This is a genomic window from Geothrix sp., from assembly GCF_049292215.1.
Taxonomy (GTDB): Bacteria; Acidobacteriota; Holophagae; order Holophagales; family Holophagaceae; genus Geothrix.
The window spans coordinates 1-24,110 of the sequence record NZ_JBATQW010000021.1; the positions used below are offsets into that span (position 1 = coordinate 1).

Consider the following 24,110-nt stretch of genomic DNA (forward strand, 5'->3'; position numbering starts at 1 on the left):
CATGGGGACAATCCGGGGCGGCTGGAGGCCTGGCGCTTCGGCGGCCTCACCCTCTTCATGGACTATGCCCACAACCCGGAGGGCCTCGCCGGCCTTCTGGAGGTGGCCGCGGCCTCTCCCCGCACCGGACGACTCGGGCTGGTTCTGGGCCAGGCCGGCAACCGCGAGGACGAGGCCATCCGCCTGCTGGCCGACACCGCCGCCCGCTTCCGGCCCGATCGCGTGGTGCTGAAGGACCTGGACGGCTACCTGCGGGGGCGCGTGCCCGGCGAAGTGCCGGAGCTCCTGCGCCGGGAGCTGGAGGCCAAGGGGCTGCCCGCAGAGCGGCTGCAGGTCGTCCTGCCGGAGGAGCAGGCGGTGCAGGCCCTGCTCGCCTGGGCCCGTCCGGGCGATGTGCTGGTGCTGCCCGTCCATGGGCAGGTGGCCCAGGATGCCGTGCGGGCGAAGCTGGACCGACTGGAAGCGGACGGCTGGAACGCCGGAGCGCCCCTGCCCTGACGCTGATGGCAGACACGTGGGATTGCACCGCGTCAGCCATCTCCTTCGAGCGCGAAGCGCCTACCTGGCTGCAAGCGTCCCGACTGCTATGGTAATGGGCCTCATGGCGCGCTCGTGCCAGGTATTGCCGGCGAACTCCGCCGGCAGGATCTTGGCCTTGAGGACGGTGAGGGGAACCACATCCCCGGCCAAGGTTCCAGCCTTGAGCTCCACCGCCACATGGAACAGGGGCACATCTACAGCCCTGGGCGTGCCGACCCAGGTCTGCTTGGCGAAGGAACCCGCATTGAGAGCACCGCCTTTGAGGTAGCCGCCCAACAGGATCGGATCATCCGGGGTGCCGGGGCTGCCATCGGGGAGCGAGTAGAGGTCGAACACGCCGCCATCCTTGATATAGAGGGTATTCGAGGCCTCGGATCCCTCGGCGAAGGTCCCGAAGACCACACGGCTGGTATCGGCCTGCAGGATGAACCCGGCGCCTCGGGCGGTGGTGCCAGTGGGGCCCACCAGGCTCAGGACCACGCGCGTCGCCGTGGACTCTGGGGCCTTCACCAGGCGCCAGCCTGTGGAAGCAGGCTCCGTATAGACCAGGGAACTCGCGACAGCGCGCTCGGGTGCCTGATCCGAGCCACCACCGCAGGCGAGAAGCCCCAGCAGCGGGAGCGTGCACAAGATGATGCGCATGGGCTTCATGAGGTCCTCACTTGTGCAGCAGGCTGTGAAGCGTGTTGTGATAGATGCGGAGATCCTCATCCGAGGTATAGCCATTCGCATCCATGTCCGCAGAGGGCAAGCTAGGGGAAGTGGCGTAACTCAGGGACAATGCGGCGAGGTCGAAGATGTCGAGTTCCGCGTCCTGATCCACATCAAGGTCCACGATCCATGCGATGCCAAGGGCGCTCTGCCCCGGGTCCTCGATACTGGTGGCCTTGACGCCGAAGCCCTGGCCGTGGCGCAGGGGCGTCTGGAACTGGCCGCCTTCGGACATCTTCCCTCCCAACTCTGCCACCCAGGGCTGGTCGCCCCAGAGTGACCAGCGCAGTGAGAGGTTCCTGGCGTTCCTCACGTCACCTTTCAGCGTCACCGCTTCGCCCGCAGGTAGGTAATAGCTGATGGTGTCATAGCGCTTTGGATGGCGGGGCAGGATCACCCGCACGGACGCCGGATCCAGGTTCACCGCCTTCCACGCATTCAGCACCGCCCGGTATTCCCCACTACCCAGTCCGTGCAATTCTTCGGCAGCCTGGAGGGTCGCCTCCCGGGCACCAGCAAAATCTGCTGTGGGACTCAAATACCCCGTGAGCGCGGTGTACCAGAGGTGGGCGGCCTTGTGGTTGCCGATGCCCTGCATACCGTTTGGGAGGTAGGCGGACTGGTGATCGGCGTTGGATCCGGTGCCCTGAGACAGGAAATAGAAGAAGCGATTGGCAATGCCCGACGCGCTGTGCTTGCCAAGGTATTCAGCACCGTCACACCAGGCATCGAGGCTGTTCCCATCCAGGCTGGGTTTGGACATGGACCTCACGGGGAAGTCCTCCACTTGCTCGCCGACAGTCCAGTTGCCCCCCTGCTCAGGGATCGTGTCGCTTCGGTCGCCCTTGGACCAGAACTCGATCATGGTGGCCATAATGTCGGAATTGGCCTCGTCCAACGCGAGCCGTTCCCCCTGGTAGCCCAGGAAGAAATCAGAAGGCAGGAGGGCATGGCTCAGTTCGTGACCGATGATGTCCTGGCTGGTCCAGGAGGCGCCCACCTTCCCGTCCCCGAGATTCAGCTGGTAGTACCAGCCATCAAAGGAAGCCGCGGCGCTGCGCGGATTGCCGGTCCACCATTCCGGTACATGGGTCGCGATGGCTAGGCTCGTGCCCAGGTTATCGAAGCCATTCCGACCAAAGACGGTGGCGTAGAAATCCCAGGCGTTGGCGGCGCCGTGGTGGGCGTCCACGCCCGCGGTCTGGGCGTTGATCGTGGTCGCCAGGTCCTGCCCGTCCAGGTACCACTGACCATCGCCCCACTCGTTGACTTGATTTGTGAAGCCCTCCCACTGGTACATCCCATAAAACCCGGTGGAGAGACCGATCTCTGCCAGCCCTGGATGGTAGCTTCCTTGCGGGTTCAGGACGGTTCCGCGGGTCTTGTCCAGCAAGGCGAAGGTTCCATCCTCCCGCAGGGTGGTGTTGAGTGCCACATTGCCGGAATGGAAGGAGTGTCCCTGGCCCACCGCAGGCTCTCCTGCGTGCTGCAGGGCGTCCCACTTCTTCAGGACGCTGCCGGTACGGGCATCGATCATGTAGTCCGTGCCGACGGACTCTCCATTCGAACGCCGGATTCGCGTGCGCACATGGAAGGCCAGCCGGTAAGGTTCAGCCGCCAGGCGGGTGGCAACGCTGTAGGTTGGATCGATCTCGATGGCCCCGGAAGCCCGGTTGATGCGGACCTTGATGCCATCCTGGAATTTGGTTGGGAAGACCACAAGTTCAGCCTTAGAGGGCAGGAGCCTCTCGGCCACTCCGGGCTTCAGGTTGCTCAGCGCTCGCTGGATGGCCTCCTCCTGGGATAGGGTGGGCCGGGGCTCCAGGGCGATCGCGGCGTGGGTCTGGGCCTGTACCGGAGCCAGTTGCCCTTGACGGTCCATCCGCGCGATCACCTGGCTGCCCCAGACCGGGAGGTCCTTGAAGGTCTGGATGAAGCGGACACGAGTAGCGCCGTTGAGATCAATCTGCTCGATGACCGCCTGAAAGTCGGCGCCCATTCCGAGACGATCCCGCAGCGCCCGCACCTGGCTTTTGAGCGCCTGTACCCGCTGGGGCTGCTGGAGCCGAAGGGTCTGCCACTCCGTCGCACTGAGGGGCCGGGATTCCCCGGCAGCGATGGGGGCCCCTGCGACCAGCGCAAGGCCCGACATCAAAAGCGTGGTTGACCTCGGGTTGACCATGGCGTCACTCCTACTGGGCCACGAGCTTGCCGAGCTCGAGGGTGATGGGCTGCAGGGCCAGTTTTGACGGCGTGCTGATGTCCTCGGGGAGGAGCATGGCCTTCTGGACCTTCAAGGGGATGACAGAGCCGGCGCTCGCAGCGCCTCCGGCCTTCAGTTCGAGAGCCACCTGGAACAGCGGAGCATCCACAGCCTTCGCCCCTTCGTTCCGATCCTTCTGGAAGGCACCTGCCATCAAGGCATCACCCTTCACACCCCCGGCGAGGAGCTTGGGCTCATCGGGCGCCTGGGCCAGCACGAACACGCCCTCATCCTTGAGGTAGGCTCCGTCGAACTTGCCAAAGGCGATGGTCTTCGCATCCGCCTGGAGGGTGAAGGATACGCCGCGGGCCTTCAGGCCCGCGGGGCCGACCAAATTCAGCACCACTCTCGTGGCCGTGGAACTGGAATCCTTGATCAGCCGCCAGCCCGTGGAGCTGGGATCGGTGTAGACGAGCGCCTTGGCTGCAGGTGCGAGAACGGCCTGGTCATCAGCACCGCCTCCCCCACACCCAAGTCCAGCGAAGAGGCCCAGCAGTCCGATGAAGAAACGCTTGTTCATCGAGATTCTCCCTTCACTTTCCGTAGGCCGTGGCGAACGTTCTTGTCCAAACCAGGATGTCCAGGTCTTCGCAGAGGTTGTCGTTGGTCAGATCCGCACCGCTGTTCCGCACGTACCCGTTCAGATAGTTCAGGGCCATGACTCCCATGTCGGCAGTGTCCATCTCCAGGTCGTTGTCACAGTCGAGGCTGCTCACCCAGGTGATGCCAAAGGCGAACTGCAGGGGATCCTGCTTGCTCTTCACGGTGACCCCGTAGCCGTTGCCGCCCGTACGTGGCGCCATGAACAAGCCGCTCTCTGTGAGCTGCCCACCATTGAAGTATCCAGGGGCCCCGTTGGCCCAGAGGGTGGTGGGATCCTGAGCGTTCTGCACCACGGCTTCCAGCTGAGTGCTGGTGCCAGCCGGCACGAGCCACCGCCTCCCCACTCCAGGAGAATCCGGCACGAGGACTCGCACTGACGCAGGGTTCACATTCACCGCGGTCCAGGCATTGCCCACAGCGGTGTAGGCGGGGCTGGGTCGTCCGTAGAGTTCCTCCGCTGCCTGAAGAGTCGCCTCCCGAGCTGCGTGATAGTTCGTCTCCGGAGTCATGTAGGCCGTGAGGGCGCGATACCAGATGCGCCCCGCCGAATCATTGCCGATGCCCGTCATGCCCCCGGGAAGATAGGGTGATCGGTGGTCCGGGTCTGCCCCGGTACCCATGGCGAGGAAGTAGAAGAAGCGGCTGCCGAGGCCACTGGCATCATGGACTTCTGCCTCGTTCAAGCCATCAAACCAAGCATCCAGCGTATAGCCATCGATGCTCGGCTTGTAGAGCGTCCGGATTGGCGTGGGCCCAATCTGATCCCCCATGAGCCAGGTTCCGCCCGTATCTGGAATGAAGCCCGTGCTCTGGTCCCCTCCCCGAGCCCAGAAGGTGGTGAGTATGCCAAGGATGTCCGAATTGGCTTCATTCAGTCCTCCCGACTCACCCTCGTAGATCAGGTTGGCGGTGGTGGAGCAGACCCCGTGGGTCAGTTCATGAGCGATGATGTCGAGGGAAGTAAACGTCGACCATCCGTAGCCGCCATCGCCGAAGAGCATCAGGAAATTCGAAGGGTCATAGGATGCATTCGGAACGAACCCACCATACTCGTCCATGAGATGGACCATGCCGAGAGGGCTGGTACCCTGGTCATCGATCCCGCCTAGGCGACCAAAGACCTTGCCCAGGAAATCCCAGGTCGTGGCAAAGCCGAAGTGGGCGTCCACGGCGGCCGTCTGGCCATTGGGGCTATTGAAAAGCTCCGTGGCGCGGTATTGCGCTCCATCGCCCCACATGGTGCCTTCATCGGGATTCTCAAAGAGGTTGAATGCGCCTGCATCGTAATAACCCGTGAGGATTCCCGGTGTGGTGAGCGGAGTGAAGTCGGGATTGAAGGCGGCCCAGGGGTGGGGCATGGTGCCACGGGTCATGTCCTTAAGCGTGATCGCCCCGGTATCCGAGGATTTCATGGCATCCAGGGTCACAGCGCCGCTGTACTGGGACAGGCCCGGCGCTTTCACTGGAACGCCCTGGATCCGCTGCAGGCCCTCCCATTTTTTCAGCACGGTGCCCGTGGTGGCATCGATGATGAACTCCCGCGCTTCATAGGAATTGCCCGGGGTCCTGTAGCGAAGAGAGACGTGGTAGGCCAGGCGATAGGGTTCCCTGCTCTGCTCCGTTGCCACACTGTACTCATGGTCAATGGACATCAGCCCCGAAGCAGGGTCCTTCAGGAATTTCAGATCGTCCTGGAATCTAGTGGGGAACACCACCAGCTCCGCCGAGGCGGGAACCCGGAGCTGAGAGGTCTCCAGTCGCTGACGCGACAATGCCCGACGGATGGCCTCATCCTTCGAGAAGGCCGGCGTGATATCCACGCCCACCCCTAAATGGACGGCGGCTTTTGCGGTGCCGATCTCCCCACGGGCATCCATGGAGGAGATCACCATGCCGTTCCAGACGGGCAAGCCCCGATGGAGCTGCTGGAAGTGCACGGTGGTCGTGCCCCGAGCTTCCGTACTCTGCGCCCGCACTCGAAAATCAGCATCGGCGTCAAGACCCAGACCATGGCGGCTGGCGTTCAGTTGCTGCTGAAGCGTGCGGACGCGAGCGGGTTCCTGGGCGCGGAGGACGCGCAGGGCCTCCGGAGAGGGTGTTGGGATCTGCGTGACCTCGGCGTGGACCCGCAGTCCCCCGGCTAGCAGTATCGCCAGCGTTGTAAGAAGGAAGAACCTCGGTTGGCTCAAGTCGTACTCCTTGGATGCTGGAGAGAGGTGCGTGGCCAAGTGTCCGGATGGTCGTGCTCGCCAGCCAAGGGCTGCCGCACCCCCCCGTGGGGGGGGGGCGGCACTCTGGCAGCGACCGGCCTACTTCAGACGGAAGGCGTTGGTGTAGGCCTGGTTGAAGATCACCACGGACCAGTCATCGACGTAGTCATAGGAGCCGGCGATGTTCGCGGTGAACTTGGGGATCGAACTGACGTTGAGGCCCCAGTTCATGGCCACGTAGCCGAGGTCGAAGACGTCCAGCTCCGTGTCCATGTTGGCATCGACCTCCACCACCATGGCCTTGCCCAGGGCGAACTGGTCGGGCGCGGCCTGGCTGGTGGCCTTGAGCTTGATGATGTCCCCGTAGTAGGTGTTCGAGGGCGTGGTCCAGATGCCGTCCGGCGAGACGAGGCCACCCATGTCCTGGCCGTTCAGGCGATACGAGGCCAGGGAGTAGGTGACGCCCGTGTTGCTGGTGTTGGCCACGTCAACTTTGAGCCGGGCCTGGGTACGGGTCGGGAAGAACTGCAGGTTGATCCACCGGGAGCCATCGGCGGCATGGTCGAAGAACCAGCTGCCTTCGGGGTTGGTGGTGGGCCAGGACACCCATACGCGCGGGGCTTCGGTGGGCGTGGCGGGACCGACGTTCACGCCGGCCCAGGCCTTCCAGACCGCGAGTTCTTCCGCGGAGCCGGCGCCGTACAGCTCCTGGGCGGAGAGAATGGCCGCCGCGCGGGCCGCGGCGAAGTCCGCGTCGCTGGCCAGGTGCTCGGTGATGGCCTTGTACCAGATATGGGAAGCCTTGTCGTTGCCGATGCCGGTCATCCCCTGGGGCAGGAAGGGGCTGTAGGTGTCGCTGGCCGCATTGGCCGAGGCGCCGGAGGTCAGGAAGAACATGGCACGGTTGAAGACACCGCTGCTGTAGTGCACGTCGAGCATGTCGATGCCGTCGTAGTGCCAGTCGGCGCTGATGCCGTCCTTGCTCTGCTTGTACATGTACCGGAAGCCGCTGCCCCCGGGCGGGGCACTGTTGTGGCCCACTTCCCACTTGGTGAGATCGCCCGCCGGGAAGTTCGGCACGCTGGCACCGGTGGCGCCGCCCTCCACGTAGGCCTGCACCATCTTGCCGAAGAAGTCCGAGTTGCCCTCGTTGAGGCCCCCGGACTGCCCGGCGTAGATGAGACTGGCCGAGTATTCCATGACGCCGTGGCTGAGCTCATGAGCCGTGATGTCGAGCTCGGTGATGGCCAGGAGGCCGCCCGGGTTGTAGGTGGGTTCGTAGGAGCCCTCACCGAAGTGCATGCCGAAGTTCCAGCTCGACCAGTAGGCGTTGTCGGGAAAGGCACCACCCGTAAAGGGATTCAGGTCGCTGACCACAGCCAGCGTGGAGGTGTCCTGGTTGTCGATGCCGACGCGACCGAAGACATTCTTGAAGAAGTCCCAGGTGCTGCAGACGCCGAAGTGGGCGTCCACGGCGGTGGTCTCACCGGCCGGACTCATGGTTCCCTGCAGGTACATCTGGTTGCCGTCGGCGCTGAACTCCCAGAGGTTGGGATCATCCCAGCCGGTTGCGGTCCAGTTGAAGGGATAGGGCATCCGGGTGCCGTCGCCCCAGGTGCTGGAAGCATGGCCGGCGTAGGGTGTGAAGCTGTACAGGTTCCAGTTCGCCAGGTCGTAGAAGGCGTAGTAGGTGGTCATGCCCAGCTGGGTGACGCCCTGCTCCGCTGCGAAGGGCTGGGGCTTGGTGCCCCGGTCCAGGGCCGCCAGGGTGTAGGTGCCGTCCGCCGATGACTGACTGGCGGAGAGGGTGACCGGACCCCGGAAGTAGCTGTTCCCGGTGTTGGTGGCTGGGGTCTCGGCGGCGGCCGCCTGGAGGCCGCTCCACTTGCGGAGGATGGCGCCGGTGTTGCCGTCGATGATGTAGTTGAGCTCCCGGTGGCCGTCCTGCTTGTTCATCAGGAGGGTGCGGACCTCGTAGGCCCACACGTAGGGGTCGGCGGGGGCCTTGGCCCAGGTGCTCATCTCCTTATCGAGGACCTCGCGCTTGGCCTTGGCATCGAAGGTGGTCACCATGCCGCCGGTGTAGCGGGTGGGGAACACCACCTGCTCCACCTTGGGGGCATGGGTCATCACGCCCTTGGCGGCGAGGTTGCGCAGGGCGATGGCCTTGGCCTCGTCGGCGCTGAGCCGGGGCGCACCTGTGAGGGTGATGCCCGTCTTCACGCCTTGGGCCTGGGGCTGGACGGCGCCGCTGGCCTCCACATGGGCGATGGCCTCGCCGGCCCACACGCGATGGCCTTCATGCGTCTGGGTGAAGCGGGCCACGGTACGGCCCTGGGGGTTCGTGAGGGTGGTCCGGACCTTGAAGTCGGCAGCGGGACCGAGGCCCAGCTGGTCCCTGACCGTCAGCAGATGGCTCTGGGCCTGGGCGACTCGGGCGGGTTCCTGGGCCTTGAGGGCCGCGAGCTGCGTGGGGGGGAGGTTCGGGGAGGACACGGCGGGACCGGCGGTCAGTGGACCGGACCCCGCGGCCAGGGTGAGGACCAGGGCCGAGACCGTGCGAGGAAGCGTGTGCAACATGGGTGCTCCTAGGCAGGATGGAAGGGGAACGATCAACGGGCGGTGAGGGTGCCGACGGCGACGGTGATGTCGGCCATCCGCATCTTCTGGTCGAGCACGCGGAGGTCATCCGTGGCGGTGCCGATGTCTTGGGGAATGACCTTGGCCTTCTGCATCTGCAGGGGCAGGGCATCGCCGACCTTGAGGCCCGCGGTGGTATCGAAGCCCAGGATGAACTGGCAGAGCGCCGCACCCGAGTCCTTGGCCGCCTTGGCGCGAGCCTTCTGGAAGATGCCGGCGGTGAGCACGTTGCCCGCCTTGACCCCGGCCACCAGGGCCACGGGCTCGGTGGCATCGTCGGCCTCGCTGAGGAGGTCATACACGCCGGTGTCGTGAATGGCCAGGCCATCCGCAAAGGTGCCGAACTTCACACCTGCAGGGGCCTGCAGGTGGATGCCCACGCCCCGCGTCAGCGTGCCGGCGGGACCCACGAGGTTGAGGACCAGCCTGGTGGGGGTGGAGGAGGCGTCCTTCACCAGACGCCAGCCGCTGCCCGAGGGATCGGTGTAGGCGAGACCCGCGGCCGCAGCCGGTGCCGGGGTCGGTGCCGGGGAGGAGGAGCCTCCCCCGCAGGCGAGGCCGAAGGTGAGCAGGAGGCCCGAAAGGGCCAGGGAGAGGGTGCGAAGGCGCATGGGGGACCTCACTTGACGGGCCAGGTGGACCGCAGCGCGTCCACGAAGAAGGAGACATCGAGGTCATCCACCCAGGGGGCGGCGATGACCGAAGACGAGTAGTTCAGCGTGTCACTCAGGTACCAGGAGATGGCGATGGGGGCCATGTCCAGGGCATCGGAATCCAGGTCCATGTCCGTGTCGAGGTTCGCGAGCCAGGCGATGCCTTCGGCGAACTGGTTGGGATCGGCCTTGCTGGTGGCGGTGATGGACGCCCAGCCGATCTGGTTCGGCGTGGTCCAGCTGCCATCGGCGTTGATCACGCCACCAGCGACGGCCGTGGGGGTCTCGTTGGTGTCGAAGGTGGCGGGTCCGCCCAGGGACCAGCTCACGGCCGTGTTGGCATTGTTGATGACCGTGACGCGGGGCACCACCGTTTCGTTGGTAGGGAGGATCTGGCGGTTTGAGTAGTCTGAGAAGGGATGGCTCAGCTGGATGTAGTCGCCGTTGCGCCAGGGGGTGAAGAGCACCCGCGTGGTGGCGGCCTTGCCAGCACCATCGCCGATGTTGGCGGCCGCAAAGGCGTTCCTAACGGCATCGGCATCGAAGACGCGGCCCAGCTCATAGGGATAGGGCAGGTGCTCCGCAGCCGCAATGCAGGCGGCGCGCAGGTCATCGAAGGTCCAGGCACCAGTGCCGTCGCCGATGAGATACTCGGTCACGGCCTTGTAGACGATGCGGGCGGCGATGTCGTTGCCGACGCCCTTCATCCCTTCCGGCAGGCAGGAGCTGTAGTTCACGGCCCCGGGCGTGCTGGAAGAGCCCTGGCTCAGGAAGTAGAGGGCCCGGTTGATGGGGCCTGAGGAGTGGTGAGGATCCAGGCGGCGGATGCCCTGGAACCAGATGTCGTAGCTCCAGCCATCCAGGCTGGGCTTGTCGAGGTAGCGGAGGGGTGTGCCGTGGCCCACATTGCGGCCGATCTCCCAGGGCAGGGTCGTGGCTGGAACCTGGTCGGCGGGGTCCGCAGCATCACGCCCGGCCCAGGTCTTCACCATCTGGGAGAAGAAATCGGATAGTGCCTCGGCAATGCCACCTTCCTCGTAGCCCTTCATCGCCACCAGCATCTGTGAGGGGCTCGGGCTGGTGAGGCCGTGGGCCAACTCGTGGGCGACGACATCTAGATCCGCCAGCGACTGGAAGCCTTTGGGGATCGCAGGGAAGCTGCCCGCCCCGAAGGTGGCGGTATGGTTTTGGACGTCCCAGGAGGCGTTGTCCCTGCTGTTCCACCAGGAGACCACCAGGGGGTCGAGCACCATGGCCACAACCGAGGTGCCCTTCCCATCCACTCCGTTCCGCCCGAAGACGTTGGCGTAGAAGTCCCAGGTGGTGGCGAGGGCGCTGGCCGCGTCCACGCCGGCCGACTGGCCGTTGATGCCGCCGGAGTCGCCCCAGCTGGTGAAGGCCAGGCCATCGCCCCAGGTGTTGGTGGTGTTCCCCTGGAAGAGCCAGTCCGTGTAGGTGTAGGCCTCGCTTGAGTCACTGCCCTTGTACCAGACCTGGTTGCCGGGGAGGGCGGGATCCCAGCCAGTGGTCGGATCCGCAGAGAAGTAGGCGAGGTAGGGGCTGGGCTGGGTGCCGCGGGTCTGGTCCCACAGGGTGTAGGTGCCATCCAGCATGAGGCTGGTATCCAGCGGGTCGACGGTGCCCCGGTAGAAGCCCTTGCCCGAGCCCTGGGCGGGGGCGGGTGCATCCAGGTGCTGGATCAGGTCGTTGATGCGCAGGATCTTGCCGGTGTTGCCGTCGATGAGGTAGCTGAGGGCCTTGGTGCCATCCTGCGCGTTGTCCACGCGGGTGCGGACCTCGAAGGCCCAGACATAGGGCGCGTTGGGCCGTGCGAGGATGGTGTGCTTCCGGTCCAGCACCCGGCGGCCCGTGGCGGGATCCACCTGGGTCGCCAGGCCGCCCACGAACTCGGCCGGGAAGACCACCTGCTCGACGACCGGGGCGACCTTCATGGCACCCTTCGGGGCCAGGTGGGCCACGGCGATGGCCTTGGCGAAGTCGGCGGTGATGAGCGGGGTGCCCGTGATGGCGATGCCGGGTCGGACGCTCCGGGTCAGGGTCTTGACGACGCCCTGGCCCTCCACGTGGGCAATGGCCTGGCCGCCCCAGACGCGGTGGCCCTCGAAGGTCTGCTCGAGGCGCACGATGGTCATGCCCTGGGGATTGGTAAAGGCGTCTCGGGGGACGAAGGCCTCCCGGTCGCTGAGGCCGAGCTGCGAGCGGAGCGCTTGCAGGTGGGTCTGGGCCTGGAGCATGCGGGTGGGCTGGAGCCGCTGCTGCTGGGCCAGGACGGCCTTGTCCGGGCGTGGCGCCGGAGTCGCCGCGGCCAAGGGGCTGAGCCCCAGGGCCAGGCAGAGACCCAGGGCTGACATCAGGTGCGGAAGCGGGCGGGGCACGGTGACTCCTGACAGAAGGGGATGCTGGGTCGGATTAGTTGGCATGGAGCGACCCCACGGCGATGGTCATGTCCACGGGGTGGCCCTTGGCGAGCATCTCCCAGGTCGTGACGCCGCCATTGAAGGCGCCAAGATCCTCCGGGACGTACTTGGCCTTGAGGATCGAGAGGGCGATGGCGTCCTTGGCGCTGAGCTTGGCCGCGGCATCGAACTCGATGGCGATCTGGCACAGGGGCTGGGCGGAGTCCTTCGCGCCGATCCGGCGATCCTTCTGGAAGATGCCGACGCTGAGCAGGTTCCCCTTCTTGACGGCCCCGGCCAGCAGGATGGGATCCTGCGGATCGGGCGGCAGCGGGTCGCCGGTGTAGGGATCCCGGGGATCGCTGTTCCGCAGCTCGAAGACGCCGGTGTCCTTGATGGGCCAGCCGGTGCTGATGGTGGGGGCGGCGGGATCGGTGAAAGTGCCGAAGCGGACCGTGGCGTCGGCCTTCAGGTTGAAGCCTGCGCCGCGGGTCTTCAGGCCGGCGGGGCCCACCAGGTTCAGCACCACGCGGGTGGCGGTGGAGGAGGCGTCCTTGACCAGTCGCCAGCCGGTGCCGGTGGGATCGGTGTAGACGAGGCCCTGCGCCGGGACTGGCGGGGGAGCGGGGGGCGGCGTGGAGGTGTGGCTGCCGCCACAGGCGAAGGCGAGGCCCAGCAGCAGGCCCGCGAAGAGGGAGGAGCGCTTTTTCATGGCTGTCCTTGTGGAAGGTGAAGCGACAGGGGGGGGAACGAGGTCAGGGTCGGCGGGGGCTAAGGTGGGCCTGGGAGGCTGGGCGGGGCCAGGGTAGGAAAGCCTCCGCGGTTCAGCTCGGCGGGCGTGAAGGTGTCCTCCGCCGCGACGATGCGGAATTCCGTGGACGTGGCCAGCACCTGCAGGGCCCCCAGCAGGATCCGGAACACCTCGGCAGCCATGAAGGCCTCCAGGCTGGCTCGGTCCTTCCAGATCAGGTGGAGGTGGAACCGGGGCTCCCCCGCGAGGTCCTGGCCCGCCAGGCACTCCAGGCAGCCAGGCTGCCCCTGGATGCCCCCAAGCAGGGAGAACAGGGTCTGATGGAGCTCCCCCCGCTTCTCCGGCTTGGCGGTGAGCAGGGCGGTCAGGACCATTTGGCCCCTCGGGGAGGGTTCTTTCATGGGGTGGGGCTTTCAAGGAGGTTCAGCCCACCATCGCAAACCCGATACCAAGTTGATCGAGTCCCACCACAATATTTCAAATGCTTATCAATAAATGAATTATATGAAAACCTCGGCCCGGCGCCGCCCTGGGCACCCTTGCCTCAGCCCACCGCATTTGGTGGGTCACCACATGCGGTGGGACATTCTGGTGGCGGGGCCAGCCTCAGGCGGGCTCGGTCCCCCGCTCGATCTCCAGCTTGGCCATGCGGTGCCGGAGGGTGCTCGGCTTCATGCCCAGGAGTTCCGCCGCCCCTTGGGGACCCTCCAGCTTCCACCGGGTGGAGACTAGGACCTGGAGGATGTGCTGCCGCTCCATGTCCATCAAGGTCTTGGCCGAAGCCGGGGCGGGGGTAATGGCCTTCCCGCTGGTCAGGGGGTCGGCCAGCCGCAGGGTCGAGCGCTCGGAGACGAGGACGGCCCGCTCCATGATGTTCTGGAGCTCCCGCACGTTGCCGGGCCAGTCATAGGCCTGCAGGGACTGGAGGACCGACTTGGGCAGCCCCAGGCTGGCCCTGCCCTGGTGCTGGCAGAAGCGATCCACGAAGGCCTGGGCCAGGATCGGGATGTCCTCCTTGCGCTCCCGCAGGGGCGGCACTGTGATGGGGAAGACGTTGAGCCGGTACCAGAGGTCCTCCCGGAAGCGGCCCGCTGCGACCTCCTTGGCCAGGTCCCGGTTGGTGGCGGCGATGACCCGCACATCGACCTTGAGGGTGCGGTCCCCGCCCACCCGCTGGAACTCGCCGTCCTGCAGCACCCGGAGCAGCTTGGCCTGCACTTCCGGGGACAGCTCGCCCACTTCGTCGAGGAAGAGGGTCGCCTGGTCGGCCACCTCGAAGCGGCCCTTGCGCTGGGTCTGGGCTCCGGTGAAGGCACCCTTCTCATGGCCGAAGAGCTCGCTCTCGGCCAAGCCCGGCGGCAGAGCCGCGCAGTTGACCTTGACCAGGGGACGGTCCTGCCGAGAGCCCAGCCGGTGGATGGCCTCGGCCACCAGCTCCTTGCCGGTGCCCGTCTCCCCCTGGATGAGCACCGTGGTGCCCGAGGGTGCCACCTGGCGGATGCGGTAGAGCAGGTACTTCAGCGGATCGGTGGCCCCGAGCAGCTCGTTGGAGCCCTCCTCGGCCTGGATCTTTTCCCGGTAGTAGGTGTTCTCGGCTTCGAGCTGGTCCTTGAGGGCGGCGATCTCGCCATAGGCCTGCTTGAGCTCCAGCTCCCCCTGCTTGCGGGCGGTGATGTCCCGGATGCTCCCGCGGGTGCCGTCCAGCCCATGGCCCTCCATGTGGACCGGGTTGTTGGACTGCTCCACCCAGCGCACCTGGCCATCCCGGGCCCGGATGCGGAACTCGATCGAGGAGATGACCTTGCCGGCCAGGGAGTCCCGCTGGTGCGCCTGCCAGGCGGGAAGGTCGCCTTCCAGGACGATGCGGCCCAGCAGCTCCGGGGTCTCCCTGAAGGCCTCCGGCGCATACCCGCAGACCCGGGCACAGGCCGGGGAGATGTACTCGAAGGTGCCGTCCGGGCGCTGCCAGTACTCCCAGTCGTAGGTGAAGTCCGCCACGGTGCGGTAGCGGACTTCGGCATCGGCCAGCTCCCGCTCGATCTCCTTGCGGGTGGTGATGTCCCGGATGCTGCCCCGGGTGCCGGCAAAGTGGGCGCCATCCACCTGCACCGGGTTGTTGGTCTGCTCCACCCAGCGCACGTCGCCGTCCTTGGTCAGGATCCTGAATTCGATGGGGGTGAGGAACTGGCCATCGAGGACGCTGCGCTGATGGTGGCTCCAGGCGGGCCGGTCCGCCTCCACCACCACCTGCTGGAGCAGCTGCGGTGTGGCCAGGAACTCGGCTGGGGAGTAGCCGCTGATCTGCTCGCAGGAGGGAGAGATGTACTCGAAGCTCTCGTCGGGCCGCTGCCAGAACTCCCAGTCGTGGGTGAAGTCGGCCACGGTGCGGTAGCGGACTTCCGCCTTCGCCAGTTCCCGCTCGGTGCGGCGCCGGCTGCGGAGCTGGATGACGAGGCCCGCCACCAGGAGGCTCTCCAGGACGAAGAGGCCGATGGCGAGGCTGAACTCCTTCCAGTGCGCATCCCACAGGCTGGCTTCCCGGTTGTTGACGATGCTCCCGGCCGGGAGCCAGGCCTCGCGGATGCCCCACCGCTTGAGCTGGGGCCAGTCGAACATGGGCACGGCGCCCGTGTTCAGGAGGAGGGGCAGGTCCGAGGCCTTCCGCCCCGCCAGGACCTGCAGGCCCACTTCCGCGGAGGCCTTGGCGGAGAGGCTCTGGCTGATGAGGACGCCGCCGATGATCCCCTGCCCCAGGTCCACGGTGTTCCCCCCGAAGATGGGGCGCCGCGTGTTCTTCGCGAGGCGGTTCAGGGGCTCGTAGTTCCGGCTGAAGTCGCGGCCCGAAGCATCCGTGGCCAGCATGGCGTAGTAGACCAGGTCCTCGTCGGGGAGCGCCTTCAGCCGGGCCTCCATCTGGTCGAGGGTCAGGTCGTTCATGTAGTCGAACTCGACCCGCCCCGCGTAGGGGGCGAACAGGACGCGCGCCCGCTCCGCCTGGGAGCGCTCATAGGGGCTGGCCCCCAGGACCAGGTGGATGCGGCGGGTCTTGGGAAAGAGCGACAGCATCAGGTCGATGGTCATCGGGCCGTTCTGCGGGTGCACGGCGCCCGTGATCTCCGGGCGCTTCTCCCTGGCGGCATCCACGAAGCGCCTGGGGATGTAGCAGGTGACCACGGGGACACCCGGGAGGAAGTTCCTCTTCACCACGAAGTCCAGGGCGCTGGGGCTGACCACGAGGATAAGGTCCACCTTCCACCGACCGTACTTCTCGTTGTAGAGGCGGAGCAGGTTGGTTTCGAAGGCCTCGCCCGAGAAGCGGTCCAGTCCGGTGTACTCGTCATAGATGTCGAGCGGGGCCTTGGCTCCGGCCTTTAGGGCGCTGTGGATGGCCTCCTGGAAGCCGGTGACATCCAGGGGCACCGAGGACAGCACCAGCACGGTCTGCCGGGGCGCCTCCTCCGCTGTCGAGGCGGCCGGGGCTCCGGCCACCAGGAGGAGCAGGGTCCAGAGGAGGGCCCGCCAGGGGCGCATGGGCTGGTTACGGGGCATGCCAGGTCGGTTCCGGGACAGCAGGAGGGGCCGGTCCATCCAGTGGCGTGGGGAGCTCGGCCACGGGTCGGGTTAGGTTCTTGCTTCGGACTTTACCCGAAATCAGCCCAGTCCCCACGCCCTTCCAGGAGCCTGGGCCAGGCTGGGCCAGCCTCAGCCGAGGGCTGGCAGGGTCAGCGACACGGCCGCGAAATGGCACACCGCGGCGACCACCACCAGCAGGTGGAAGACCTCGTGGTAGCCGAAGGTGCGGGGGAAGGGGTCGGGCCGCTGGAGCGCGTAGATGAGGGCGCCCACGGTGTAGGCGAGGGCCCCGGCCACGATGAGGCCGATCACCACCACGCCCGCCGCGTGGAACAGCGAGGGGACCAGGAGCGCGAAGGACCAGCCGAAGGCCACGTAGATCCCCGCCATCACCGGCTTGGGGGCCGTCGGCCACAGCAGGGACAGCGCCACGCCACCGAGCGCCCCACCCCAGACGAGGGCCAGCAAGAGGTGGCCGGTCCCCGCTCCCAGCAGCAGGCCGAAGGGTGTGTAGGTTCCAGCGATAAGCAGGAAGATGGCCGACTGATCCAGGCGACCCAGCAGGTCCCTGGCCCGCAGGCCCCAGGTGGGCCGGTGGTACACGGCAGAGGTGGCCAGGAGCAGGACCAGGCTCAAGCCGTAGATGGCCGCACCCCAGCGGGCCGCCCAGGAGGCTGCCCCGAACCACAGAAACACGGCCGCCGGAGTGGCGATGCAGGCCGCCAACAGGTGGGACATCCCCCGGAAGCGCGGTTTGACCCGGGGCTCAGGGTTCGGTTCCGACCCGGGTTTCGCGGGCTTGCCACCGGGCACAGCCCAGCCCATGGCGGCCGAACTCTGCTCCGCACATCCGGGAAGTCGCTCGCAGGTCATGGCAGGTGTCCTCAGACAGCAAGGACGAAGGTGCACATTCTGTTCCGCGCTTCTTTTACTGATTCTGAAGCTGCTTGAGCCAGAGGGCTCCGGTTCTGCCGGCCCGAGCTCACACCAGATTGACGCGGCCTTCCATCAGAACGAAGTCTCACCCGGGCCGGGGAACCTAGTCCGTCACCCCAGGGGTCCGCAGGGAACCTGGGTTCAGTCTGGGTCCACCACCCGCCCGATGTAGGCCGAGTAGTCCGTCAGGGCGGGCTCGTACCGGCGGGTCATGAGCGGGGAGGAGATCATGAAGTCCGCGGAGCTGCGCGAGCAGGCCATGGGGATGTTGTAGACCACGGCGATGCGCAGCAGGGCCTTCACGTCCACATCGTGGGGCTGGGGCTGCATGGGGTCCCACAGGAAGATCACCATGTCGATCTTCCCTTCGGCAATGAGCGCACCCAGCTGCTGGTCACCGCCCAGGGGGCCCGACTTGAGCTTCTGGATGGGGGGCACGGGGAAGGTGCCCTCCGCCTCGGCCGCCTTCCGGGCCAGGGCCTCCTCCACCAGCCGCCCGGTGGTGCCCGTGCAGACCAGGCGGTGCTCCGCCAGCAGCGCGTGGTTCCAGGAGACCCACTCGATGAGGTCCTTCTTGCGGTGGTCGTGGGCGACCAGGGCGATGACCTTCTGGTGCTGCATGGCGCGCCTCCTGCTCCATCCTTCCAGAAACCGCATGTTCCCACCGTCAACCACGCGTGATGATGTGGCGTCAGCTCATGGGAAGGATCCGGCTAGAGTCTGGGCCGGGCGCAACGCTGGAGCATCCCCCCCAGGGCCTTCAGGGTGTAGGGCTTCTGCAGGAATCCGGCGAGGCCGCGGCCGATGAAGTCCTGGATCGACTCCTGCTCGTTGTAGCCGCTGGTCAGCACCACGGGCACGCCGGGACAGAGCCTGCGGATCTGCTGGAAGGCCTCCCGGCCGTCCATGCGGGGCATGGTCAGGTCCATGAACACCAGGTCCAGCGAGGGCCCCTGCTGGGTGACGCGGTCCACGGCCTCCTGCCCATCCGCAGCGAGGACGACCTCCACGCCCAGGGACTTCAGGGCCTCGGCGGTGGCCTCCCGGAGGATCTCCTCGTCGTCCACCAGGAGCACGCGGAGGCCCAGCAGGGACACGGTGGACACCGCCCCGGGCCGCTCCTCGGCCGTGACCCCGTCAGCGACCGGGAAGAGGACCTTGAAGGTGCTGCCCCGGCCCGGCTCGCTGTAGATCCGGAGGCCGGCGTGGTGGCCCCGGAGGATGCCGAGCGTGGCCGACAGGCCCAGGCCATGGCCGGAGGGCTTGGTGGTGAAGAAGGGATCGAAGATGCGGGACAGCACCTCGGGGCTCATGCCGCAGCCCGTGTCCTGCACCTCCATGACGGCGTAGGCACCGGGCTGCAGGTCCTGACCCTGGAACACCTGATCGAGGTAGCCCCGGTCCAGGGTGGCCATCGCCGTGGTGATGCGGATGGTGCCCTCCTGGTCGCCGATGGCGTCCGCCGCGTTGGTCACCAGGTTCATGAGCACCTGCTGGATCTGGGCGGCATCCGCGGTGATGGGCACCGGCGTGGCCACGAGGCTGAGCCGGAGGGCGACCTTCTTGGAGATGGACACCTCCAGCAGGTGGAGCATCTCCCGGATGACCTGGTTCAGGTCCCGGTTCTGCACCAGGAAGCGTCCCTTCCCGGAATAGGCGAGCATCTGCCGCGTGAGCTCCGAGGTGCGGTGGATGATCCGCTCCAGGTTGCCCAGCGAGGGATGGGCCGGCGATTCGGGGCTGAGCCGCGACTGGGCGAGGTTCAGGTGACCCAGCATGGCGGTCAGCAGGTTGTTGAAGTCGTGGGCGATACCCCCGGCCAGCAGGCCGAGGCTCTCCAGCTTCTGCACGTGCTGCATCTGCTGCTCCATGAGCTGCTGCTCGCGCTCGGCCGCGCGGCGCTCCAGCTCCGCTGTGGCGCGGCTCGAGAAGATGCGCAGCAGGGAGGCGGTCTCCTCGGGGTGGACCTCCGGCTGCCGCTTAAGGACCGCCAACATGCCCCGGGTCCGACCCGATTCGTCCAGGAGCGGGCAGCCCACGTAGGCGGTGATCCCCAGCTTCCGGAGCAGATCGAACTCCGGAAAGCGCTCCTGGACGCCTTCGGTGTAGGCGCAGGGCTCACCACGGTAGACCTTGGCGCAAGGCGTCCCCGCAAGGGGGTATTCGAAGCCAGGGACCACCTCGCCATCCAGGAACACCGCCAGGCTGCGAACCCACTCCACACCGTCCCGCAGAAAGCCCTCGCCGATCACCGCTCCGTCTGCCTTGGCCGCCTGAGCCAGGTAGCGGGTCAGCTCCTGGAAGAAGGTGTCGCCGGTCATGGCGGACACGCCGCTGGCCACGTTCAGGATCACGTCCTCCCGCCGGCGCCGCTCCGCCAGCTCCTTCTCCAGTTCCAGGTTCAGGGCGCGCACCTCGGCCGTGGCCCGGCGCACCCGGTACCGGAACAGCAGCATGAGGCCTGAGGTGAGGGCCAGCAGCAGCAGCAGGGCCAGGGCCGCCCGCGGAAGCCAGAGGGGGAGCCCCCGGGCCTCACCACCCGGCTGCATCCACCGGCCGATGGCCTTCGTGTACCCCGAGTCCGGCTTGCCCCGACCAGCGGCGAGGTAGGCGTCGAGGGCCCGGAGCAGATCGGCGTTGCGCCCTTTGGTGGTGGCGAAATAGGTGGGGAACGGATTGAAGACCACCGGCGTCCGCACGACGCGGAAGTCGCCCTCCCGCGAGTAGCCGAAGATGCTGGTGGTCACGCCGGCGTCGGCGCCCCCCGCCTCGACCGTCTTCAGCACGTCCTCGAAGGAGGGAACCACCAGAAAGTCCGCCTGGACTTCGAACTTCTGGCAGAGGTCCATGAAGTGCTGCCCGTTCACATCGGACTTCATCACCGCCACCCGGCGGCCCCGCACGTCAAAGACGCTCTGGATGGGCACCCGCGGATTCGCGTAGAGAATGCTCCAGACGGTGATGGTGACTTCCTTACCGTAGTCGAGGTACTTGGCTCGATCCTCGGTAAAAGCCACGCTCGTGGCCAGGTCCACCTCCCCCTGCCGGGCGCGCTCCAGGCTCTCGGCGAAGGTGCCCGGCACGTAGCGGATATCCCACCCCTGGGCCCGGCCGACCTCTTCGATCATGTCGATGTAGAAGCCCCGAATCTTGCCGCCGGCCTCCTGGAAGGTGGCTGGCTTGTGCGGGAACACCGCCACCCGGACCAGTCGGGGCGCGGCGCCCAGGAGGCAGGGGAAGACCATCAGGAGGAGGGCGAGGAGCCGCCTGATCCTGGCTGACCGGGTGCCGCTGCGCATGGGTGGGTCCTTCCTCCGAAACAGGTCGAATGTCTTCCGAAGCTACTTCTGCTGGATAACTGTTGCAGGACCACCCTCGGTCGAAGATCACGAATGCCGAAACCAGGCTGCCCCGCCCCCTTTTTCACATTTATCGCATGTCAAGCATTTATTGTGGTTACCAAGAGTCACCCGGCCCGGACAGCCCCCGTCAACCCCTGGACCAGACTGGCTTGATCGGCCTGGAACGAGGGTTGCCAAAGTTATGAAGTCGGCTTCGCCACGGTAATTGGGCCCCGCCCTTGGCAACCCTCCTATTATCAAGAAAGGGGCGCCCACTCAGGGACCTCGACGCCGGGAGGACCCATGCCGAACATCGCATCTGTTTTGAAGGAAGAGGTCGTCCGCCTCGCGCGCAAGGAACTGAAGGCGGCCATCGAGGGCCTCAAGAAGGCGGTCGCCGCCCACCGCTCCGAAATCGTGGCCCTGAAGCGCCAAGTGGCGTCCCTGGAGAAGCAGGTGGCCCGGGACGAGAAGAAGCGCGCCACGGCTCCCACGCCTGAGGCCGGCGAGGACTCGGTCACGATCCGCTTCAGCGCCAAGCGCCTGGCCCGGCAGCGGGAGAAGCTGGGGATTTCCGCCGCGGACATGGGGCTGCTCCTGGGCGTCTCGGCCCAGACGGTCTACAACTGGGAGGCCGAGAAAGCCCGGCCCCGCCGGTCGCAGCTCACCGCCATCGCCGCCCTGAGGGGCATCGGCAAGCGGCAGGTCAAGGCCCAGCTCGAGGCGCTGAACGCCCAGTAGGCCCATACCCATCCCGGCGGTTTCCGCCGCTGGACGCCCCCCGTGGAAAATTCTTCCCGGGGGGCTAAACCTATTACGAAGATTTTCGTTGACGACTACGAAACCTGTCGTATCTTAACGGCATTCCCCTGTTGGAGACCCACCCCATGCAGCCTGCCACCCGTCCCACCGATGCCGAGCTCGCCATCCTGCGGGTGCTCTGGGAGCGGGGCCCCAGCACGGTGCGCCAGGTCTTCGAAGTGCTCGCCGCGGAGAAGGACCTGGGCTACACCACGGTGCTGAAGATGCTCCAGATCATGAATGAGAAGGGCCTGGTGCAGCGGGACATCACCGACCGGGTGCACACCTTCTCCACCACCTGGACCCAGTCGCAGACCCAACAGAGCCTGTTGGACGACCTGCTGGACAAGGCCTTCGGCGGCTCCTCCACCAGCCTCGTCATGCAGGCCCTGGCCACCCGGAAGGCCAGCCACGAAGAGCTCGCCGAGATCCGGAAGCTGCTCGACCTGGCGGAAGGAGGGAAGCGATGACCACGCTCCTGTCGCTCGTGAGCCAGCCTTGGGCCCAGACCCTGGGCTGGACCCTGCTCCACTTCCTCTGGCAGGGCGCGGCTCTGGGCCTGGCGGCCTGGCTGGGCCTCGTCCTGCTCCGCGGCTCCAGCGCCAAGGCCCGCTACGGCCTGGCCTGTGCCTTCCTGCTGCTCATGGTGGCGGCCCCCACCGCCACGGCCCTGCTGCTCCAGCGCCAGGTCCCGACTCCGCTCCTCGACCAGCTGAACCTGGCGGTGGAAGCCGCCAGGCCAGTCACCGCCCCGGCGGCGGTCCCCCTGGCCCAGCGGGTGAAAGCCACGCTGGATCCGGCCCTGCCCTGGCTGCTGGCCGGCTGGGCCGCCGGAGTGCTGCTCCTGTCCATCCGCTTCCTGGGGAGCTGGGTCCGCGTGCAGCGCCTGCGCCGTCGCAGCGCCAGCCCGGTGGCCGCCGAGTGGCACCTGGTGCTCTCCAGGCTCTGCCGAGAGCTGAAGCTCTCCCGCACCGTGCGCCTGCTGCAGTCGGCGGCGGTGGAGGTGCCCACGGCCCTGGGCTGGCTGCGCCCCGTGATCCTGCTGCCCGCCTGCGCCCTGGCCGGCCTGTCGCCCCTCCAGCTGGAGGCCATCCTCGCCCATGAGTTAGCCCACATCCGCCGGGGCGACTTCCTGGTGAACCTGCTCCAGTCCCTGGTGGAAGTCCTGCTCTTCTACCATCCCGCCATCTGGTGGCTGTCCGCCCGCATCCGCGCCGAGCGCGAGCTCTGCTGTGACGACGTGGCCGCCAGCCTCTGCGGTGATCCCCTGATCCTGGCCCGCGCCCTCACCGATCTGGAGGCCCTGCGCGAGCCCCTCACCCCGACCCCCACCCACCTGGCCCTGGCCGCCAATGGAGGCTCCCTCATGCAACGCGTCCGCCACCTGCTCTACCCCGCCCTGCCCATCACCACCGGTGCCCGGGCCACGGCCCTGGCCGTGCTGGCCGCCTCTCTGCTGGGCGCGGCGGGCGTCGCCCTCCAGGACAAGGCCCCGGAGGGCGCGACCAAGGCCGACAAGACCACCCGCATCAAGACCGTGGACGACAAGCGGCAGCTGGACGTGCGCATGAAGGGCGACGTCAAGCTCAACGGCGAGGCTCCCGAACCGGTCACCGTGGCCGGCGACGGCAGCTTCCGGGCGGAGGAGAAGAAGGACGGCAGGACCCGCAGCTATGCCACCACCAAGGACAAGGCCACCTACACCGTGGACGGCAAAGAGGTCGCCCTCGACAAGGAAGGCCGCGACTGGCTGCGGAGCATCGCCACGGAGGCCCAGAAGGCCCAGGCCGGCCGCAGCCACGCCCAGCGCATGAAGGTGCAGGTCGAGCTGGACCGCGCCGAGGGCGAGCAGGAGCGGGCCCGCGCTGAGGGCCGTCGGGAACACGTGGTGGAGATCGGGACCAGGCACAGCCTGGACATGGAGAAGCACCACAAGGACATGGCGAAGCACCAGAAGGACATGGAGCGGCACCAGCTGGACCTGGAGGTGCACGCCAAGGAGCTCGCAGAGCACGCCAAGACCTTGAGCCCCGAGGAGCGGGCCCGCGTCCAGGCTGAGATGGACCGTGCCCGGGCCGAGCTGGCCAAGGCCGCGGAAGAGATGAAGAAGGAGATCCGGGTCGAGGTGCGCCGCCACAAGGGCGAGGGCGGGGACCACGAGCCGCGCATGGAGGTGATCACCGAGGAGGCGGGCCCCGGCACAGTCGTGATCCGCAAGAAGGTGGACGGCAAGGACGTGGTCGAGACGCGCCGGAAGGTCATTCGCAAGGGCGGCGACGGCGAGACCATCGTGATCGCCGGGCCCGATGGCGAGCAGATCGAGAAGCACCTGAAGGTCATCCGCAAGGGCGGCCCCAAGGAGGGGCAGACCTGGACCTTCGTGGGGCCGGAGGGCGAGGACCTCATCGAGAAGGACATCCACATCCCGCCCATCCACATCCCCGAGTTCCACTTCAAGACCCGCGGCGCGAAGGGCGAGCTGGACACCCAGGCGGAGATCCAAGCCCTGCAGTCGGCCATGAAATCCCTGCAGACGCGACTCGACCAGCTGCAGAAGCAGGTGAGCGCCACGCCGAAGGCTCCGAAGACGCCCCGGACCCCGGCCACGCCCAGGTCCGCGCATCCGGCGGTGCCTCCCCCACCCCCGCCGCCCCCGCCGCCAGCCCCGGAT

Annotated in this window: 17 protein-coding genes; 4 read left to right on the forward strand and 13 right to left on the reverse strand. The window is 66.9% G+C overall.

Features of this window, described 5'->3' with window-relative positions:
• A partial coding sequence (locus WAS25_RS03535; protein WP_422310128.1) for a glutamate ligase domain-containing protein occupies positions 1–498 on the forward strand: 498 nt, incomplete at its 5' end.
• A 60-nt stretch (positions 499–558) separates the two neighbouring features.
• On the opposite strand, the gene WAS25_RS03540 is transcribed toward WAS25_RS03535, so the two are convergent.
• The 13 genes from WAS25_RS03540 to WAS25_RS03600 form a co-directional block, all read right to left on the reverse strand.
• On the reverse strand, positions 559–1,182 hold the full coding sequence (locus WAS25_RS03540) for a hypothetical protein (RefSeq protein ID WP_422310129.1): 624 nt from the start codon (positions 1,180–1,182) through the stop codon (positions 559–561).
• 16 nt (positions 1,183–1,198) lie between these two features.
• On the reverse strand, positions 1,199–3,433 hold the full coding sequence (locus WAS25_RS03545) for a M4 family metallopeptidase (RefSeq protein WP_422310130.1): 2,235 nt from the start codon (positions 3,431–3,433) through the stop codon (positions 1,199–1,201).
• A 10-nt stretch (positions 3,434–3,443) separates the two neighbouring features.
• Complete coding sequence (locus tag WAS25_RS03550) at positions 3,444–4,034, reverse strand: hypothetical protein (protein WP_422310131.1); 591 nt, start codon at positions 4,032–4,034, stop codon at positions 3,444–3,446.
• Positions 4,035–4,047: 13 nt separating this feature from the next.
• A complete protein-coding gene (locus WAS25_RS03555; protein WP_422310132.1) occupies positions 4,048–6,306 on the reverse strand; it encodes a M4 family metallopeptidase in 2,259 nt (752 codons plus the stop codon).
• 120 nt (positions 6,307–6,426) lie between these two features.
• On the reverse strand, positions 6,427–8,907 hold the full coding sequence (locus WAS25_RS03560; RefSeq protein ID WP_422310133.1) for a M4 family metallopeptidase: 2,481 nt from the start codon (positions 8,905–8,907) through the stop codon (positions 6,427–6,429).
• A 32-nt stretch (positions 8,908–8,939) separates the two neighbouring features.
• Positions 8,940–9,578, reverse strand: coding sequence for a hypothetical protein (locus tag WAS25_RS03565; RefSeq protein ID WP_422310134.1), 639 nt, complete (start codon positions 9,576–9,578; stop codon positions 8,940–8,942).
• Between the two features lie 8 nt (positions 9,579–9,586).
• Positions 9,587–12,016: a M4 family metallopeptidase gene (locus WAS25_RS03570; protein ID WP_422310135.1), complete on the reverse strand. Its 2,430-nt coding sequence runs from the start codon at positions 12,014–12,016 to the stop codon at positions 9,587–9,589.
• Between the two features lie 34 nt (positions 12,017–12,050).
• Entirely contained in the window at positions 12,051–12,749 is a 699-nt protein-coding gene (locus WAS25_RS03575) for a hypothetical protein (RefSeq protein WP_422310136.1), read from the reverse strand.
• 59 nt (positions 12,750–12,808) lie between these two features.
• Positions 12,809–13,162, reverse strand: a complete 354-nt coding sequence (locus tag WAS25_RS03580; protein ID WP_422310137.1) for a putative quinol monooxygenase — start codon at positions 13,160–13,162, stop codon at positions 12,809–12,811.
• 232 nt (positions 13,163–13,394) lie between these two features.
• Positions 13,395–16,337: a sigma 54-interacting transcriptional regulator gene (locus WAS25_RS03585; RefSeq protein WP_422310138.1), complete on the reverse strand. Its 2,943-nt coding sequence runs from the start codon at positions 16,335–16,337 to the stop codon at positions 13,395–13,397.
• Positions 16,338–16,490: 153 nt separating this feature from the next.
• A complete protein-coding gene (trhA, locus tag WAS25_RS03590) occupies positions 16,491–17,234 on the reverse strand; it encodes a PAQR family membrane homeostasis protein TrhA (protein WP_422310139.1) in 744 nt (247 codons plus the stop codon).
• A 204-nt stretch (positions 17,235–17,438) separates the two neighbouring features.
• Entirely contained in the window at positions 17,439–17,918 is a 480-nt protein-coding gene (locus tag WAS25_RS03595; protein WP_422310140.1) for a methylglyoxal synthase, read from the reverse strand.
• A gap of 92 nt (positions 17,919–18,010) precedes the next feature.
• A complete protein-coding gene (locus tag WAS25_RS03600) occupies positions 18,011–20,596 on the reverse strand; it encodes a response regulator (protein WP_422310141.1) in 2,586 nt (861 codons plus the stop codon).
• Positions 20,597–20,941: 345 nt separating this feature from the next.
• Between WAS25_RS03600 and WAS25_RS03605 the strand changes: the two genes are divergently transcribed.
• The 3 genes from WAS25_RS03605 to WAS25_RS03615 form a co-directional block, all read left to right on the forward strand.
• Positions 20,942–21,379 (forward strand): helix-turn-helix domain-containing protein, encoded by a 438-nt coding sequence (locus tag WAS25_RS03605; RefSeq protein ID WP_422310142.1) that lies wholly within the window; start codon positions 20,942–20,944, stop codon positions 21,377–21,379.
• A gap of 146 nt (positions 21,380–21,525) precedes the next feature.
• Positions 21,526–21,909: a BlaI/MecI/CopY family transcriptional regulator gene (locus WAS25_RS03610; protein ID WP_422310143.1), complete on the forward strand. Its 384-nt coding sequence runs from the start codon at positions 21,526–21,528 to the stop codon at positions 21,907–21,909.
• The coding region (locus WAS25_RS03615; protein WP_422310144.1) for a M56 family metallopeptidase at positions 21,906–24,110 on the forward strand (2,205 nt) is incomplete at its 3' end. The genes WAS25_RS03610 and WAS25_RS03615, both read left to right, overlap by 4 nt.

Coding starts and splice junctions, on each gene's coding strand:
- WAS25_RS03540 (WP_422310129.1), bottom strand. CDS start 1,182: ATGCGCATCATCTTGTGCACGCTCCCGCTGCTGGGGCTTCTCGCCTGC.
- WAS25_RS03545 (WP_422310130.1), bottom strand. CDS start 3,433: ATGGTCAACCCGAGGTCAACCACGCTTTTGATGTCGGGCCTTGCGCTG.
- WAS25_RS03550 (WP_422310131.1), bottom strand. CDS start 4,034: ATGAACAAGCGTTTCTTCATCGGACTGCTGGGCCTCTTCGCTGGACTT.
- WAS25_RS03560 (WP_422310133.1), bottom strand. CDS start 8,907: ATGTTGCACACGCTTCCTCGCACGGTCTCGGCCCTGGTCCTCACCCTG.
- WAS25_RS03565 (WP_422310134.1), bottom strand. CDS start 9,578: ATGCGCCTTCGCACCCTCTCCCTGGCCCTTTCGGGCCTCCTGCTCACC.
- WAS25_RS03575 (WP_422310136.1), bottom strand. CDS start 12,749: ATGAAAAAGCGCTCCTCCCTCTTCGCGGGCCTGCTGCTGGGCCTCGCC.
- WAS25_RS03580 (WP_422310137.1), bottom strand. CDS start 13,162: ATGGTCCTGACCGCCCTGCTCACCGCCAAGCCGGAGAAGCGGGGGGAG.
- WAS25_RS03585 (WP_422310138.1), bottom strand. CDS start 16,337: ATGCCCCGTAACCAGCCCATGCGCCCCTGGCGGGCCCTCCTCTGGACC.
- trhA (WP_422310139.1), bottom strand. CDS start 17,234: ATGACCTGCGAGCGACTTCCCGGATGTGCGGAGCAGAGTTCGGCCGCC.
- WAS25_RS03595 (WP_422310140.1), bottom strand. CDS start 17,918: ATGCAGCACCAGAAGGTCATCGCCCTGGTCGCCCACGACCACCGCAAG.
- WAS25_RS03600 (WP_422310141.1), bottom strand. CDS start 20,596: ATGCGCAGCGGCACCCGGTCAGCCAGGATCAGGCGGCTCCTCGCCCTC.
- WAS25_RS03605 (WP_422310142.1), top strand. CDS start 20,942: ATGCCGAACATCGCATCTGTTTTGAAGGAAGAGGTCGTCCGCCTCGCG.
- WAS25_RS03610 (WP_422310143.1), top strand. CDS start 21,526: ATGCAGCCTGCCACCCGTCCCACCGATGCCGAGCTCGCCATCCTGCGG.